Source organism: Janthinobacterium sp. PAMC25594, from assembly GCF_019443505.1.
GTDB lineage: Bacteria > Pseudomonadota > Gammaproteobacteria > Burkholderiales > Burkholderiaceae_D > Janthinobacterium.
Window position 1 is genome coordinate 4,136,802 of sequence record NZ_CP080377.1, and the last position, 13,895, is coordinate 4,150,696.

Annotated in this window: 17 protein-coding genes; all 17 read left to right on the plus strand. The window is 62.3% G+C overall.

Features of this window, described 5'->3' with window-relative positions; all coding sequences use genetic code 11:
* Positions 1 to 78 precede the first annotated feature (78 nt).
* The 17 genes from KY494_RS18530 (at position 79) to hisA (ending at position 13,843) form a co-directional block, all read left to right on the plus strand.
* On the plus strand, positions 79 to 888 hold the full coding sequence (locus KY494_RS18530; RefSeq protein ID WP_099764359.1) for an ABC transporter ATP-binding protein: 810 nt from the start codon (positions 79 to 81) through the stop codon (positions 886 to 888).
* Positions 885 to 1,670 (plus strand): lipid asymmetry maintenance ABC transporter permease subunit MlaE, encoded by a 786-nt coding sequence (gene mlaE / locus KY494_RS18535; RefSeq protein ID WP_219135873.1) that lies wholly within the window; start codon positions 885 to 887, stop codon positions 1,668 to 1,670. Before KY494_RS18530 ends, mlaE begins: the two co-directional genes overlap by 4 nt.
* 79 nt (positions 1,671 to 1,749) lie before the next feature.
* On the plus strand, positions 1,750 to 2,220 hold the full coding sequence (gene mlaD, locus KY494_RS18540) for an outer membrane lipid asymmetry maintenance protein MlaD (RefSeq protein ID WP_100874915.1): 471 nt from the start codon (positions 1,750 to 1,752) through the stop codon (positions 2,218 to 2,220).
* Complete coding sequence (locus tag KY494_RS18545) at positions 2,217 to 3,101, plus strand: VacJ family lipoprotein (RefSeq protein WP_219135872.1); 885 nt, start codon at positions 2,217 to 2,219, stop codon at positions 3,099 to 3,101. The genes mlaD and KY494_RS18545 overlap by 4 nt, the downstream gene beginning before the upstream one ends.
* Before the next feature lie 72 nt (positions 3,102 to 3,173).
* Positions 3,174 to 3,809 carry a phospholipid-binding protein MlaC gene (locus KY494_RS18550; RefSeq protein WP_219135871.1) on the plus strand — a complete coding sequence of 212 codons (636 nt, stop codon included), beginning with the start codon at positions 3,174 to 3,176 and terminating at the stop codon, positions 3,807 to 3,809.
* A 52-nt stretch (positions 3,810 to 3,861) separates the two neighbouring features.
* Entirely contained in the window at positions 3,862 to 4,209 is a 348-nt protein-coding gene (locus KY494_RS18555; RefSeq protein WP_219887800.1) for a lipid asymmetry maintenance protein MlaB, read from the plus strand.
* 211 nt (positions 4,210 to 4,420) lie between these two features.
* Positions 4,421 to 5,338, plus strand: coding sequence for an ABC transporter ATP-binding protein (locus tag KY494_RS18560; RefSeq protein ID WP_219887801.1), 918 nt, complete (start codon positions 4,421 to 4,423; stop codon positions 5,336 to 5,338).
* On the plus strand, positions 5,335 to 6,096 hold the full coding sequence (locus KY494_RS18565; RefSeq protein WP_070219650.1) for an ABC transporter permease: 762 nt from the start codon (positions 5,335 to 5,337) through the stop codon (positions 6,094 to 6,096). The genes KY494_RS18560 and KY494_RS18565 overlap by 4 nt, the downstream gene beginning before the upstream one ends.
* A 46-nt stretch (positions 6,097 to 6,142) precedes the next feature.
* Entirely contained in the window at positions 6,143 to 6,379 is a 237-nt protein-coding gene (locus tag KY494_RS18570; protein ID WP_034753824.1) for a BolA family protein, read from the plus strand.
* 4 nt (positions 6,380 to 6,383) lie between these two features.
* On the plus strand, positions 6,384 to 7,634 hold the full coding sequence (gene murA, locus KY494_RS18575; RefSeq protein WP_070257789.1) for a UDP-N-acetylglucosamine 1-carboxyvinyltransferase: 1,251 nt from the start codon (positions 6,384 to 6,386) through the stop codon (positions 7,632 to 7,634).
* A gap of 20 nt (positions 7,635 to 7,654) precedes the next feature.
* On the plus strand, positions 7,655 to 8,323 hold the full coding sequence (gene hisG, locus KY494_RS18580; protein ID WP_034753828.1) for an ATP phosphoribosyltransferase: 669 nt from the start codon (positions 7,655 to 7,657) through the stop codon (positions 8,321 to 8,323).
* Positions 8,324 to 8,349: 26 nt separating this feature from the next.
* Entirely contained in the window at positions 8,350 to 9,675 is a 1,326-nt protein-coding gene (gene hisD, locus KY494_RS18585; protein ID WP_219887802.1) for a histidinol dehydrogenase, read from the plus strand.
* The gene (locus KY494_RS18590; RefSeq protein ID WP_219887803.1) at positions 9,672 to 10,604 is read left to right on the plus strand and encodes a site-specific DNA-methyltransferase; all 933 of its coding nucleotides are present in this window, start codon (positions 9,672 to 9,674) and stop codon (positions 10,602 to 10,604) included. The genes hisD and KY494_RS18590 overlap by 4 nt, the downstream gene beginning before the upstream one ends.
* 33 nt (positions 10,605 to 10,637) lie before the next feature.
* Positions 10,638 to 11,732 (plus strand): histidinol-phosphate transaminase, encoded by a 1,095-nt coding sequence (hisC, locus tag KY494_RS18595; RefSeq protein ID WP_219887804.1) that lies wholly within the window; start codon positions 10,638 to 10,640, stop codon positions 11,730 to 11,732.
* Positions 11,733 to 11,751: 19 nt separating this feature from the next.
* Complete coding sequence (hisB, locus tag KY494_RS18600; RefSeq protein ID WP_010402123.1) at positions 11,752 to 12,342, plus strand: imidazoleglycerol-phosphate dehydratase HisB; 591 nt, start codon at positions 11,752 to 11,754, stop codon at positions 12,340 to 12,342.
* Between the two features lie 38 nt (positions 12,343 to 12,380).
* On the plus strand, positions 12,381 to 13,019 hold the full coding sequence (gene hisH, locus KY494_RS18605; protein ID WP_219887805.1) for an imidazole glycerol phosphate synthase subunit HisH: 639 nt from the start codon (positions 12,381 to 12,383) through the stop codon (positions 13,017 to 13,019).
* 50 nt (positions 13,020 to 13,069) lie between these two features.
* Entirely contained in the window at positions 13,070 to 13,843 is a 774-nt protein-coding gene (gene hisA, locus KY494_RS18610) for a 1-(5-phosphoribosyl)-5-[(5-phosphoribosylamino)methylideneamino]imidazole-4-carboxamide isomerase (RefSeq protein WP_219135864.1), read from the plus strand.
* Positions 13,844 to 13,895: the final 52 nt, after the last annotated feature.

Consider the following 13,895-nt stretch of genomic DNA (forward strand, 5'->3'; position numbering starts at 1 on the left):
CGTGCTGTCCCAAGGGGGGGCTCAGCAGAGGTTGGCGTTTCTGCACTACAATACGCCATTAAAATAGCGAGCTTCGTCGTGCCAAATCTTGTTGAGATCCGTGATTTACACTTTGCCTATGGAGAACGTTCGATTTTATCGGGCCTTCAAATGGATTTCCCACGTGGAAAAGTTGTGGCCGTCATGGGTGGCTCCGGCAGTGGCAAGACGACGGTATTGCGCCTGATCGGCGGGCAGCTGCGCCCCAGTTCCGGCTCCGTGAATATCGACGGCCAGATCGTGCATACGCTCAAAACCGACGAGCTATATCAAATGCGCCGCAAGATGGGCATGCTGTTCCAGCACGGCGCCCTGTTTACGGACTTGACGGCGTTCGAGAACGTGGCGTTTCCCCTGCGCGAACACACGGATCTGAATGAAGAGCTGATCCGCACCCTGGTGCTGATGAAGCTGCACGCCGTGGGGCTACGCAACGCGGCGCAATTGAAGCCGGCCGAAATCTCGGGCGGCATGGGCCGCCGCGTGGCGCTGGCACGCGCCATCGCGCTCGACCCCGAACTGATCATGTATGACGAGCCGTTCGCCGGCCTGGATCCGATTTCCATGGGCGTGACGGCCAATTTGATCCGCAATCTGAACGATGCGCTGGGTTCCACGTCTATCCTGGTATCGCACGACGTGAAGGAGTGTTTCGCCATCGCTGATTATGTGTATTTTCTATCATCGGGCAAGATCGTGGCGCACGGCACGCCGGCCCAGATGGCCGTGTCGACGCATCCGTACGTCAAGCAGTTCGTCAATGCCGAGGCCGATGGCCCCGTACCGTTCCACTATCCGGGCAAGTCGCTGGCTGACGACCTGGGCTTGCACGCGGGAGCGGGCCGATGATCGCGCGTTTCCTGGCGGCGATCGGAGCATGGTTGCGGCGGTCGGTACAAGACCTCGGCTTTGCCGTGCGTTCGTTTTTTATCATCATCGCTTCCTCGGGGGGCCTGTGGCGCCGTCCGGGCCTGGTAATCGAGCAACTGTTTTATCTCGGCAGCCGTTCGGTGGTGATCATCGCCGTGTCCGGCCTGTTCGTCGGCATGGTGCTGGGTTTGCAAGGCTATTACACACTGAGCACCTTTGGCGCGACGCAGTCGCTGGGGCAGTTGGTGGCGCTATCGTTGATGCGTGAACTGGGTCCGGTCGTCACGGCGCTGCTGTTCGCGGGCCGCGCCGGCACCTCGCTGACGGCGGAAATCGGCCTGATGAAGGCGGGCGAGCAATTGTCGGCCATGGAAATGATGGCCGTCAATCCGATCCAGCGCGTGCTGGCGCCCCGCTTCTGGGCCGGCGTGATCGCCATGCCTATCCTGGGCGGCATCTTCACGGCCGTCGGCGTCATCGGCAGCTACCTGGTGGGCGTCGTGCTGATCGGCGTCGATGAAGGCTCGTTCTGGTCGCAGATGCAGGGCGGTGTGAATGTCTGGAAAGATATCGCCAATGGTACCTATGTCAAAAGCATGGTCTTCGGCATCGCGGTGACGTTCATCGCGCTGTTCCAGGGGTATCAGGCACAGCCGACGCCGGAAGACGTCTCCGGCGCGACCACGCGCACGGTGGTGATTTCGTCGTTGATGGTGTGGTGGCTCGATTTCATGATGACGGCGTTGATGTTTAGCAAGTAATTGCCGATCAGCGACAAACAGCGGGCCTGGGCAGGATGTTGCGCAGGCGGCAGCAAGTAAAAATTATTTAGGATTGTTTATGCAACGCAAATCTATAGATGTCTGGGTCGGCTTGTTCGTCTTGCTCGGTGTGGCGGCATTGATGTTTCTGGCGCTTAAGGCCGGCAATATGAGCTCGCTGTCTTTCAGCAAGACGTATACCATTAGTGCCAAGTTCGACAATATTGGCGGCCTCAAGCCGCAGGCGCCCGTCAAGGGCGCTGGCGTGGTGGTGGGGCGCGTGGCGGAGATCCGCTTTGACGACAAGACGTACCAGGCGCTGGTGAAACTCGATATCGAAGATGGCTACAAATTTCCGAAAGACAGCTCGGCCAAGATTTTGACGGCCGGTTTGCTGGGTGAGCAGTATATCGGCCTGGAAGCAGGCGGAGATCTGGCGAACCTGGCAGAGGGCGACAAGATCGCCCGTACTCAATCGGCCACAGTGCTGGAAGACCTGATCAATCAGTTCATCTACAGCAAGGCAGCGGAAGGAAAGGACAGCAAATGAGCGAGTCGACCAAACAATACCAAGGCAGCCTGGCGCGTATCGGCCTGGCCCTGGCCATCGCCGCCAGCGTGAGCGCTTGCGCCACCGGCACCAATCCGCGCGACCCGCTGGAAGGGTATAACCGCGCCATGTTCAAGTTCAACGACACCGTCGACCAGGTGGCCCTGAAACCGGTCGCCACGGCCTACAAGAAGGTCACGCCATCGTTCGTGCAAACGGGCGTGGGCAACTTCTTCGGCAACTTGTCCGATGTGTGGAGCGCCGTGAACAACTTGCTGCAAGGCAAAGGCGAGGCGGGCTTGCAGGACGTCGTGCGCGTCGGCATGAACTCGACTTTCGGCATCTTCGGCCTGATCGACTTTGCCTCGCAGGCGGGCATTCCGAAGCATAACGAAGACTTTGGCCAGACCCTGGGCTGGTATGGCGTCCAGCCTGGTCCGTACGTGATGCTGCCGCTGCTGGGCCCATCGACCGTGCGCGACACGGTGGCCCTGCCGCTCGATATCACGGGCGATCCATGGCGCTACAAGGACCCGGTCAATGTACGCAATATCGGTACGGTGACGCGCGTGGTCGACAAGCGCGCCGCGCTGCTCGACGCGACGAACCTGATGGAAGCGGCCGCGCTGGACCGCTATGAATTCATCCGCGACGGCTTCCTGCAGGCGCGCGAAAGCAAGGTGTTCGATGGCGATACGGACCGCCGCGACCGCAAAGTGCCAAAAAACGACAGCAGCGATTATGCGCCGGGGTACGATATGAAACCCCAGGCGGCCCCTGTGGAAGCCCCACCAGCCACCGCTGCGGCCGACGTCGCGCCTGCGGACCTCGTAACATCTGGTAGCAATACCGTGGCCGCCGAGGCCAGGCCCCAGGAGTAAACTCCGGTACAGAAACACCACGGCTGCGATCAACGCCAGCCGGTGCATAGCAACACCATGAAAGGTAGAACCATGAAATTGATGAAACAACTGCTGGCGATGGCGACCATCGCCTTTGCCACCGCCGCCCAGGCCGCCCCCGCGACGGAAGCGCCGGACGTGTTGGTCAAACGCATCAGCCAGGACGTGATCGACACGGCCAAGGCCGACAAGGCGATCCAGGCGGGCGATATCAAGCGCGTCACCGAATTGGTGGAAAGCAAGATCTTGCCGTACGTGGATTTCCAGCGCATGACGGCCCTGGCCGCCGGCCGCTTCTGGCGCGACGCCACGCCGGACCAGCAAAAGCAGCTGTCCGCGGAATTTCGCACCTTGCTGATCTACACGTATTCGGGTGCCCTGTCGCAGATCAAGAACGAAACCGTGGAATTCAAGCCGATGCGCGCCGACCCTGGCGACACGGAAGTGGAAGTGCGCTCGCAGGTCAACGTGGCGCGCGGCGAACCCGTGCCCCTGAACTACCGCGTGGCGAAAACCCCGTCCGGCTGGAAGATCTATGACATCAACGTGCTGGGCGCGTGGCTGGTGGAAACGTATAAAAGCAGCTTCGCCAGCGAGATCAGCAAGGGCGGCATCGATGGCCTGATCAAGACCTTGCAGGCAAAAAACAAGGCCCTGGCCAGCCGTCCGACCGTTAAAGCCAAATAATCGGCTATCATATAGCTCCTGAACCAGCTCCAGACCAGCGCAGCCCGACGCCATGCCCGACTCTCTCGACACCTTGCAATCCCTGACTTCCCTGACCGTGCACAATGCCACCTCGGCATTGGAGCAGGGTCTGGATGCCATCCGCTCGGGTCAGACCAAGTTCGACTTGCGCAACATCAAGGCTGTCGATTCGGCCGCCGTGTCCGTCATGCTGACGTGGCAGCGCGCCGCGCAGGATGCGGGCGCCGTGCTGGAACTGAAAAACCTGCCGAACAACCTGAAAAACCTCACCAAGCTGTATGGCGTCTGCTCGCTCGTCTCGAGCACACTGAGCGCCAACGACTGCGCCAGCGCCGACGGCCACGCCGAACGCAGCCCGTCCGACCTGCATCATCATTGATCCTGTCCCACTCCCCGCATCAGCAGTAGCTTTCAAGCCGGCAGGCCAGCAGCGCCGCCGGATTGATCTCCAAGTGTTCCACGAATTTTCCAACTATAATTGACTGTTGCGCCGCCCTCGTCTGAAGGGGGCGCCCTGCACCGGCCAGCCGGCCTGGATGTCTCCGGCAACTGGCGCATCACACCTGACGCATTACACTTGAAACAAGCACATGACCGCAATTCAAATCACGAATGTAGAAAAGAGCTATAAATCGCTCAAGGCGCTGGGCGGCGTGTCGCTGGCCATCGAGGAAGGCGAGTTTTTCGGCCTGCTCGGCCCGAATGGCGCCGGCAAGACCACCCTCATTTCCATCATCGCCGGCCTGATACGCCCCGACGCGGGCACCGTCAAGATCCATGGCCACGATGTGGTCAAGGACTTCCGCAACGCGCGCCGCAACCTGGGCGTGGTGCCGCAGGAGCTGGTGTTCGACCCGTTTTTCACCGTGCGCGAAACCCTGCGCCTGCAGTCCGGCTATTTCGGCCTGCCGAACAACGACAAGTGGATCGACGAGGTCATGGAAAACCTCGACCTCACCGGCAAGGCCGACACGAATATGCGCGCCCTGTCCGGCGGCATGAAGCGCCGCGTGCTCGTGGCGCAAGCGCTGGTGCACAAGCCGCCCGTTATCGTGCTCGATGAGCCGACGGCCGGCGTCGACGTGGAACTGCGCCAGACCCTGTGGAAGTTCATCTCGCGCCTGAACCGCGAAGGTGGCCACACGGTCGTCCTGACCACCCACTACCTGGAAGAGGCGCAAGCCATGTGCCAGCGCGTCGCCATGCTGAAGACCGGCAAGGTGGTGGCGCTCGACACCATGTCGGCCCTGATCCGCCGCATCGCCGGCTCGCAGCTGCAGGTACACCTCAAGCACGGTAGCCTGCCGGCCGACCTGCGGCACCTGGTGCTGCACCCGGAAGAATCGCAGGCGCCGAACAAGTTCAGCCTGCGCGTCAACGAATACAGCGAAGTCGAGAAAATCCTCGCCCGCCTGCGCGAAGCGGGCGTCGAGATCGATGAAATGCAATTGCAACAAGCCGACCTGGAAGATATCTTCTTGCAGATCATGGATAAAGGTACCGTATGATTTCGACAGGATTTCGCACCCTCGTCTACAAAGAGACACTGCGCTTCTGGAAAGTGGCGACGCAAACCGTGGCCGCGCCCGTGCTCACGTCGATGCTGTACCTGCTGGTGTTCGGCCATGTGCTCGACGGCCGCGTCGAGCCCAGCCCCGGCGTCAGCTACACGGCCTTCCTGATTCCCGGCCTGGTGATGATGAGCGTGCTGCAAAACGCGTTCGCCAATTCCTCGTCCTCGCTGATCCAGTCGAAGATCACGGGCAACCTGGTGTTCGTGCTGCTGACGCCCCTGTCGCACTGGGAAATCTTCTCGGCGTATGTACTCGCTTCCGTCGCGCGCGGCCTGGCCGTGGGCTTTGGCGTGTTTGCCATCACCTGCTGGTTCGCCAACCTGTCGTTTGTCGCGCCGCTGTGGATCGTCATCTTCGCCTTCCTGGGCGCCGCCATGCTGGGCACCATGGGCCTGATCGCCGGCATCTGGGCCGAGAAATTCGACCAGCTGGCCGCCTTCCAGAACTTCCTGATCATGCCGGCCACCTTTTTGTCGGGCGTGTTCTATTCGATCCACTCACTGCCGCCGTTCTGGCAGACGGTATCGCACCTGAACCCCTTCTTTTACATGATCGACGGCTTCCGCTACGGCTTCTTCGGCGTGTCCGACGTCAGCCCCTGGCTCAGTCTTTCCATCGTCGCCGGCTTCCTCGTGATCCTGGCGCTGGCATCGATCCGCCTGCTGAAGAGCGGCTATCGTTTGCGCCACTAATTACGGCACATCACATCACTACATTATTCAATATCAAGGACTTATCGTGACCACCACTCCAGAACTGATCCACGGCTACCTGTCGGCCGGCCTCGAATGCACGCACCTCGAAGTGGAGGGCGATGGCCAGCACTTCCAGGCCGTGATCGTCTCGCCCGCGTTCGCCGGCAAGCGCCTGATTCAGCGCCACCAGATCGTCTACGCCGCGCTGGGCGACCGCATGCGCGAAGAAATCCACGCGCTGTCGATGAAAACCCTGACACCTGAAGAATTCCAAGGATAAGCACATGGACAAACTCCTCATCAACGGCGGCAACCGCCTGAACGGCGACATCGCCATCTCCGGCGCGAAAAACGCCGCCCTGCCGATCCTGTGCGCGGGCCTGCTGACCGCGGGCGACCTGGACCTGACCAACGTGCCGCACCTGCACGACGTGGCGACCATGCTCAAACTGCTGGGCCAGACGGGCCTGAAAGTGCAGCAGGACGGCGACCGCGTGGTCTTGAACGGCAGCGCCATCGACACCCTGGAAGCGCCGTATGAACTGGTGAAAACCATGCGCGCCTCGATCCTCGTGCTGGGTCCCATGCTGGCGCGCTTCGGCGAAGCCAAGGTCTCGCTGCCGGGCGGCTGCGCCATCGGTTCGCGCCCCGTCGACCAGCACATCAAGGGTTTAGAGGCGCTGGGCGCCGAGATCCGCATCGAGGCCGGCTACATCTACGCCAAGTGCGCCAAGCTGAAAGGCGCGCGCATCGTCACCGACATGATCACCGTCACCGGCACCGAGAATCTGCTGATGGCCGCGACCCTGGCCGAAGGCGAGACCATCCTGGAAAACGCCGCCTGCGAGCCGGAAGTGACCGACCTGGCGCACCTGCTGGTGGCCATGGGCGCGAAGATCGACGGCATCGGCACCAGCCGCCTGGTGATCCAGGGCGTCGACGCCTTGCATGGTGCTTCGCACGCGGTGATCGCCGACCGCATCGAGACGGGCACTTTCCTGTGCGCCGTGGCGGCCACCGGCGGCGACATCACGCTGCGCAATGTGCGCACCGACATCCTCGACGCGGCGCTCGACAAGCTGCGCGCCATGGGCCTGACGATGACCTTCGGCGCCGACTGGATCCGCGCCGAGATGTCGGCCCGTCCGAACCCCGTCAGCTTCCGCACCACGGAATACCCGGGCTTCCCGACCGACATGCAGGCGCAGTTCATGGCCGTCAATACGATCGCCAATGGCGCCAGCCGCGTCACCGAGACGATTTTCGAGAACCGCTTCATGCACGTGCAGGAAATGAATCGCCTGGGCGCCGACATCACCATCGAGGGCAACACGGCCATCATCGCCGGCGTCAAGCAGCTGCGCGGCGCGCCCGTGATGGCGACCGACCTGCGCGCCTCGGCGTCGCTGGTGATCGCGGCCCTGGCGGCCGATGGCGAAACGCTGATCGACCGCATCTACCACCTCGACCGCGGCTACGACCGCATGGAAGTGAAGTTGTCGGCCGTGGGCGCGAACATCGTGCGCATCAAGTAAAAACAAGAAAAGGAACGAGCATGAACGGATCGAACAACGGTGACAGCTCCCAGCTGATTTTGGCGCTGTCAAAAGGCCGCATTTTTGAGGATACCATGCCGCTGCTGGAAGCGGCCGGCATCAAGGTGCTGGAAAACCCGGAGACCTCGCGCAAGTTGATTTTGGCCACCAACGATCCGAACGTGCGCGTCATCATCGTGCGCGCCAGCGACGTGCCGACCTACGTGCAGTACGGCGCGGCCGATTTCGGCGTGGCGGGCAAGGACGTGCTGCTGGAACACGGCGGCGAAGGCCTGTACCAGCCGATCGACCTGAATATCGCCGCCTGCCGCATGTCGGTCGCGGTGCAGGCCGGTTTTGATTACGAAAAGGCCGTGCACCAGGGTGCGCGCTTGCGCGTGGCCACCAAGTTCGTGCACACGGCGCGCGAGCATTTCGCCGCCAAGGGCGTGCACGTCGACCTGATCAAGCTGTATGGCTCGATGGAGCTGGCACCGTTGGTCGGCCTGTCCGACGCCATCGTCGACCTGGTCAGCACGGGCAGCACTTTGCGCGCGAACAACCTCGTCGAGGTCGAGCACATCATGGAAATCTCGTCGCGCCTGGTGGTCAACCAGGCGGCATTAAAGCTCAAGCGCGAGCGCTTGCAGCCGATTATCGAGGCGTTTGAACGCGCTTCGCAAGCCTAGACACCTTCAGTAGCAGAAAGCCGATTATGCCGATACAGATACGCAAGCTCGATTCAAGCCAGGATGGTTTCCAACAATCGCTCGATACGCTGCTGGCGTTCGAGGCGGGCACCGATGCGGCGATTGAAACGTCGGTCGCGAAAATCCTGGCCGACGTGAAAACGCGCGGCGACGCCGCCGTGCTGGAATACACCAACCGTTTCGACCGCATCCCGCATGGCGGCGCGGCGGAAATGGCGGCGTTTGATATTTCGCAAGCCGAACTGCAGGCGGCCCTGAACGGCTTGCCGTCGGCGCAGCGCGAAGCGCTGCAGATCGCCGCGCAGCGCATCCGCGCCTTCCACGAACGCCAGCGCGAGGAATTGCGCGGTTTTAGCTACACCGAGCCCGATGGCACGGTGCTGGGCCAGAAGATCACGCCGCTGGACCGGGTCGGCATCTACGTCCCGGGCGGCAAGGCAGCGTATCCGTCGTCCGTGCTGATGAACGCCATTCCCGCGCATGTGGCGGGCGTGGGCGAAATCATCATGGTGGTGCCGACGCCCGATGGCGTGAAAAACCAGATGGTGCTGGCCGCCGCCGCGATCGCCGGCGTGACGCGCGTGATCACCATCGGCGGCGCGCAAGCCGTCGGCGCGCTGGCCTACGGTACGCAGACGATCGCCGCCGTGGATAAAATCGTCGGCCCTGGCAACGCCTATGTGGCCGCCGCCAAGCGCCGCGTGTTCGGCATCGTCGGCATCGACATGATCGCGGGGCCGTCCGAAATCCTCGTGCTGTGCGACGGCACCACGGACCCGGACTGGGTCGCGATGGATCTGTTTTCGCAGGCCGAGCACGACGAACTGGCGCAGGCGATCCTGCTGTGCCCGGACGCCGCCTACATCGCGCAAGTGGAAGAGAGCATCGCCAAGCTGCTGCCGACGATGCCGCGCCAGGCCACCATCAGCACTTCGCTGGCCGACCGCGGTGCGCTGATCAAGGTGCGCGACATGGAAGAAGCGTGCGAGATCGCCAACTCCATCGCCGCGGAACACCTGGAAATCTCGGCGGAAAACCCGCAGCAGTGGGCCGAGCGGATCCGCCATGCGGGCGCCATGTTCCTGGGTCGCTTTTCGTCCGAATCGCTGGGCGACTATTGCTGCGGCCCCAATCACGTGCTGCCGACCTCGCGCACGGCGCGTTTCTCGTCGCCGCTGGGCGTGTACGACTTCCAGAAGCGCTCGTCCATCATTTACGTCAGTGAAGCGGGCGCGCAAACCCTGGGCAAGGTCGCCGCCACGCTGGCGTACGGCGAAGGCTTGCAGGCGCACGCGCGCAGCGCCGAACTGCGTCTGAAGCCGCAGCCATGACGCAGGTGGCGGAGCGGCCGGACTGGGTCAACCGGGTCTATTGCGAAGACGCGCTGGCGGGGCTGGCGCGCATTCCCGATGGCTCGGTGGACCTGATCCTGACGGATCCGCCGTACAACCTGGGCAAGGATTACGGCAACGCCTCGGACCAGCAGTCGGTGGCCGACTACCTGCGCTGGACGGAAGCGTGGATCGACGCGGCGCTGCCCAAGCTGAAAGCCAACGGCAGTCTGTATATCTTTTTGACCTGGCGCTATTCGCCGGAGATCTTCGTCATGCTGAAACAACGCATGGCGATGATGAATGAAATCATCTGGGACCGCCGCGTGCCGTCCATGGGCGGCAGCGTGCGCAGCTTTTCATCGGTGCACGACACCATCGGCTTCTTCGTCAAGCGCAAGGATTACTACTTCGACCTTGACGCGGTGCGCATCGCCTACGACGCGGCCACCAAGAAAGCCCGTTCGCGCTCGATCTTCATCGGCGCGAAATGGCTGGAAGTGGGCTACAACCCGAAAGACTTGTGGAGCGTCTCGCGCCTGCACAAGGAACACCCGGAGCGGGCCGACCACCCGACGCAAAAGCCGCTCGAAATCATCGAGCGCATGCTCAAGGCGTCGTGCCCGCCCGGTGGCGTGGTGCTCGACCTGTTCATGGGCAGCGGTACCACGGCCCTGGCGGCCAAGCGCTGCGGGCGCGATTTCGTCGGTTTTGAATTGAACCCCGATTACTGCGCCATCATCGAACAGCGGTTGGCGGCATTGGCGCAGGAGCTGGCTACACCGGCCGCGCCGAAGGCTGCCAGGGCGGCGGCGAAGAAGCCGGCGGTGGTCAAGAAGCCTGCGGCGGCGAAAAAGCCGCCCGCCGTGAAAAAAGCACCGGCCCGCAAGGCGCGCAGCGCTAGCGTGCCGGAAGACGTCGTCATTTAGTCTCCATTTCATTTCATCAGGAGTGTTTGCAGCATGTCTTTCCTCGATCAGTTAATCAGCAACACCGTGCGTGCCGATGTGCGCGCCGTCAAAAGCTATCAGGTCGCCGATGCCAGCGGCTACATCAAGCTCGATGCGATGGAAAATCCGTATCCGCTGCCGCCGCAGCTGCGCGAGGAACTGGGCGCGCGCCTGGCCGGCGTGGCGCTGAACCGCTATCCGCCGTCGTACGCCAGCCTGCAGCAAGCCATCTGCGCCAGGCTGGGCGTGCCCGCCGGCTACGACGTCATGCTGGGCAACGGTTCCGATGAACTGATTTCCATCCTGGCCATGGCCTGCGCCCGCCAGGAGCCGGGCCAGCGCGCCGTGCTGCTGGCGCCCGTGCCGGCCTTCGTCATGTATGCGCGTTCGGCGCAGTTTGCCGGCATGGATTTCGTCGGCGTGCCCCTGCAGGCCGACTTCAGTCTGGACATGCCGGCCATGCTGGCGGCGATTGAACAGCACCGCCCGGCGCTGGTCTTCCTCGCGTATCCGAACAACCCGACGGGCAACCTGTTTGCCAGCGCCGACATCGAACGCATCCTCGCCGCGCTGGGCGACACGGGCATCGCCGTCGTCGACGAAGCGTATGAGCCGTTCGCGCAGCACAGCTTCATGGGTCGCCTGCCTGAATATGAAAACCTGGTGGTGATGCGCACCGTGTCGAAACTGGGCCTGGCCGGCATCCGCCTCGGCTACATGTCGGCCGCGCCGGCCCTGCTGGCGCAATTCGAGAAAGTGCGTCCGCCGTACAATGTGAATGTGCTGACGCAGGCGGCGGCCGAATTCGCGCTCGAGCACCTCGACGTGCTCAACGCGCAGGCGGATCTGCTCAACAGCGCGCGCGACGCGCTGGCGCTGCGCCTGGCGGAACTGCCGGGCGTGACCGTGTTTCCCTCGAAGGCAAATTTTCTTCTGATTCGTGTGGCTGATTCCGACGATGTTTGTGCAAAACTGCTTGCCCGCAGGGTTTTAATTAAAAATATGAGTAAAATGCATGCTGCGCTGGCCAATTGCCTGCGTATCAGCGTCAGCACCCCGGAAGAGAATTCCCTTTTTTACGATGCCTTCACGGCATCCCTCGTTTAGCCTATCGCCAGAGCCTCCCATGAACCGCACCGCAGAAATCACGCGCAACACCAATGAGACGCAAGTTCGCGTCGCCCTCAACCTGGACGGCACGGGCCAGCAAAAGCTCAATACCGGCGTGCCCTTCCTCGACCATATGCTGGACCAGATCGCCCGCCACGGCTTGATCGACCTCGATATCGAAGCGACGGGCGACGTGCATATCGACAACCACCATACGGTGGAAGACGTGGGCATCACCCTGGGCATGGCCGTGGCCAAGGCCATCGGCGACAAGAAGGGCATCCGCCGCTACGGCCATGCGTATGTGCCGCTGGACGAGGCGCTGTCGCGCGTGGTGCTCGATTTCTCGGGCCGCCCGGGCATCGAATACCACATCCCGTTTACGCGCGCCATGATCGCCGGCTTCGACGTCGACCTGACCTTGGAATTTTTCCGCGGCTTCGTCAACCATGCGGGCGTGACCTTGCATATCGACAACCTGCGCGGCACGAATGCCCACCATCAGTGCGAAACCGTGTTCAAGGCCTTTGGCCGCGCGCTGCGCATGGCTGCCGAGCTCGACGAGCGCGCGGCCGGCATCATTCCATCGACCAAGGGCAGCCTGTAAGCGCCGCTCTCGCTATACTGTAGATTTCGGGATCAAACATGAATAAAATTGTGGTGGTGGATTACGGCATGGGCAATTTGCGCTCGGTGGCGCAGGCGCTGCGTGCCGTGGCGCCGGAAGCCGACGTGCGCATTTCCGGCCTCGCTGCCGACATCGACAGCGCCGACCGCATCGTCCTGCCGGGCCAGGGCGCCATGCCCGACTGCATGCGCAGCCTGCGCCAATCGGGCGTATTGGAGGCGCTGCTGCGCGCCGCCGACAGCAAGCCCGTGCTGGGCGTGTGCATCGGCGAGCAAATGCTGTTCGACGGCAGCGAAGAGGGCGATGCGGCCGGTCTGGGCTTGCTTCCAGGCAAAGTCGTGCGCTTCCAGCTCGACGGCCAGGTGCAGGAAGACGGCTCGCGCTTCAAGGTGCCGCAAATGGGCTGGAACCAAGTGCGGCAAACGGCGTCCCATGCGATGTGGGAGGGCATTGCCGACAACGCGTATTTCTACTTTGTGCACAGCTATTTTGCTCAACCTCAAGAAGCGGCGCACACGGTGGGCGAGACTATCTATGGCGCGCCGTTCGCTTGCGCCGTCGCGCGTGATAATATTTTCGCGACACAGTTTCACCCTGAAAAAAGTGCTGCCGCTGGCTTGCAGCTATACAAGAACTTTGTTCACTGGCAACCTTAACGTTGGCTCTCCGGCTTCCGCCTCTCACTCACTTTTAAATCACACCGACCATGCTGCTTATTCCCGCCATCGACCTGAAAGACGGTCACTGCGTACGCCTGAAACAAGGCGATATGGAACTTGCCACCGTATTTTCCGAAGACCCGGCCGACATGGCCCGCCATTGGCTCAAGCAAGGCGCGCGCCGGCTGCATTTGGTCGACCTGAATGGCGCTTTTGCCGGAAAACCGAAGAACGAAGGCGCCGTGAAAGCCATCCTGAAGGCGGTGCAGGATTTTGCCGTGGAAAACGACATCGAGGAAATCCCCGTGCAGCTGGGCGGCGGCATCCGTGACCTCGACACCATCGAGCGCTATCTCGACGCCGGCATCACCTACATCATCATCGGCACCGCGGCCGTGAAAAGCCCCGGCTTCCTGCACGACGCCTGCAGCGCCTTCCCGGGCCACATCATCGTCGGCCTCGATGCCAAAGATGGAAAAGTGGCAACCGATGGCTGGAGCAAGATGTCGGGCCACGAAGTGATCGACCTGGCAAAAAAATTCGAAGCCTACGGCGTCGAATCGATCATTTACACGGACATCGGCCGCGACGGCATGATGGGCGGCATCAACATTGAAGCCACCGTCAAGCTGGCGCAAGCCGTCAAGATCCCCGTCATCGCCTCGGGCGGCCTGCACAATATCGGCGACGTGGAAGCGCTGTGCGCGGTCCAGGCCGAAGGTATCGAAGGCGTGATCTGCGGCCGCTCCATCTATGAAGGCACGATCGACCTGGCGCAGGCGCAGGAACGCGCCGACGCACTGACCGACGCCGCCGTTTAAGCCTGCCCGGCCGGGGCGCGCGCACACGCTCCCTGGCCTGGCGACAATCTGG

Coding starts and splice junctions, on each gene's coding strand:
- mlaE (WP_219135873.1), top strand. CDS start 885: ATGATCGCGCGTTTCCTGGCGGCGATCGGAGCATGGTTGCGGCGGTCG.
- mlaD (WP_100874915.1), top strand. CDS start 1,750: ATGCAACGCAAATCTATAGATGTCTGGGTCGGCTTGTTCGTCTTGCTC.
- KY494_RS18545 (WP_219135872.1), top strand. CDS start 2,217: ATGAGCGAGTCGACCAAACAATACCAAGGCAGCCTGGCGCGTATCGGC.
- KY494_RS18550 (WP_219135871.1), top strand. CDS start 3,174: ATGAAATTGATGAAACAACTGCTGGCGATGGCGACCATCGCCTTTGCC.
- KY494_RS18555 (WP_219887800.1), top strand. CDS start 3,862: ATGCCCGACTCTCTCGACACCTTGCAATCCCTGACTTCCCTGACCGTG.
- KY494_RS18560 (WP_219887801.1), top strand. CDS start 4,421: ATGACCGCAATTCAAATCACGAATGTAGAAAAGAGCTATAAATCGCTC.
- KY494_RS18565 (WP_070219650.1), top strand. CDS start 5,335: ATGATTTCGACAGGATTTCGCACCCTCGTCTACAAAGAGACACTGCGC.
- murA (WP_070257789.1), top strand. CDS start 6,384: ATGGACAAACTCCTCATCAACGGCGGCAACCGCCTGAACGGCGACATC.
- hisG (WP_034753828.1), top strand. CDS start 7,655: ATGAACGGATCGAACAACGGTGACAGCTCCCAGCTGATTTTGGCGCTG.
- hisD (WP_219887802.1), top strand. CDS start 8,350: ATGCCGATACAGATACGCAAGCTCGATTCAAGCCAGGATGGTTTCCAA.
- KY494_RS18590 (WP_219887803.1), top strand. CDS start 9,672: ATGACGCAGGTGGCGGAGCGGCCGGACTGGGTCAACCGGGTCTATTGC.
- hisC (WP_219887804.1), top strand. CDS start 10,638: ATGTCTTTCCTCGATCAGTTAATCAGCAACACCGTGCGTGCCGATGTG.
- hisB (WP_010402123.1), top strand. CDS start 11,752: ATGAACCGCACCGCAGAAATCACGCGCAACACCAATGAGACGCAAGTT.
- hisH (WP_219887805.1), top strand. CDS start 12,381: ATGAATAAAATTGTGGTGGTGGATTACGGCATGGGCAATTTGCGCTCG.
- hisA (WP_219135864.1), top strand. CDS start 13,070: ATGCTGCTTATTCCCGCCATCGACCTGAAAGACGGTCACTGCGTACGC.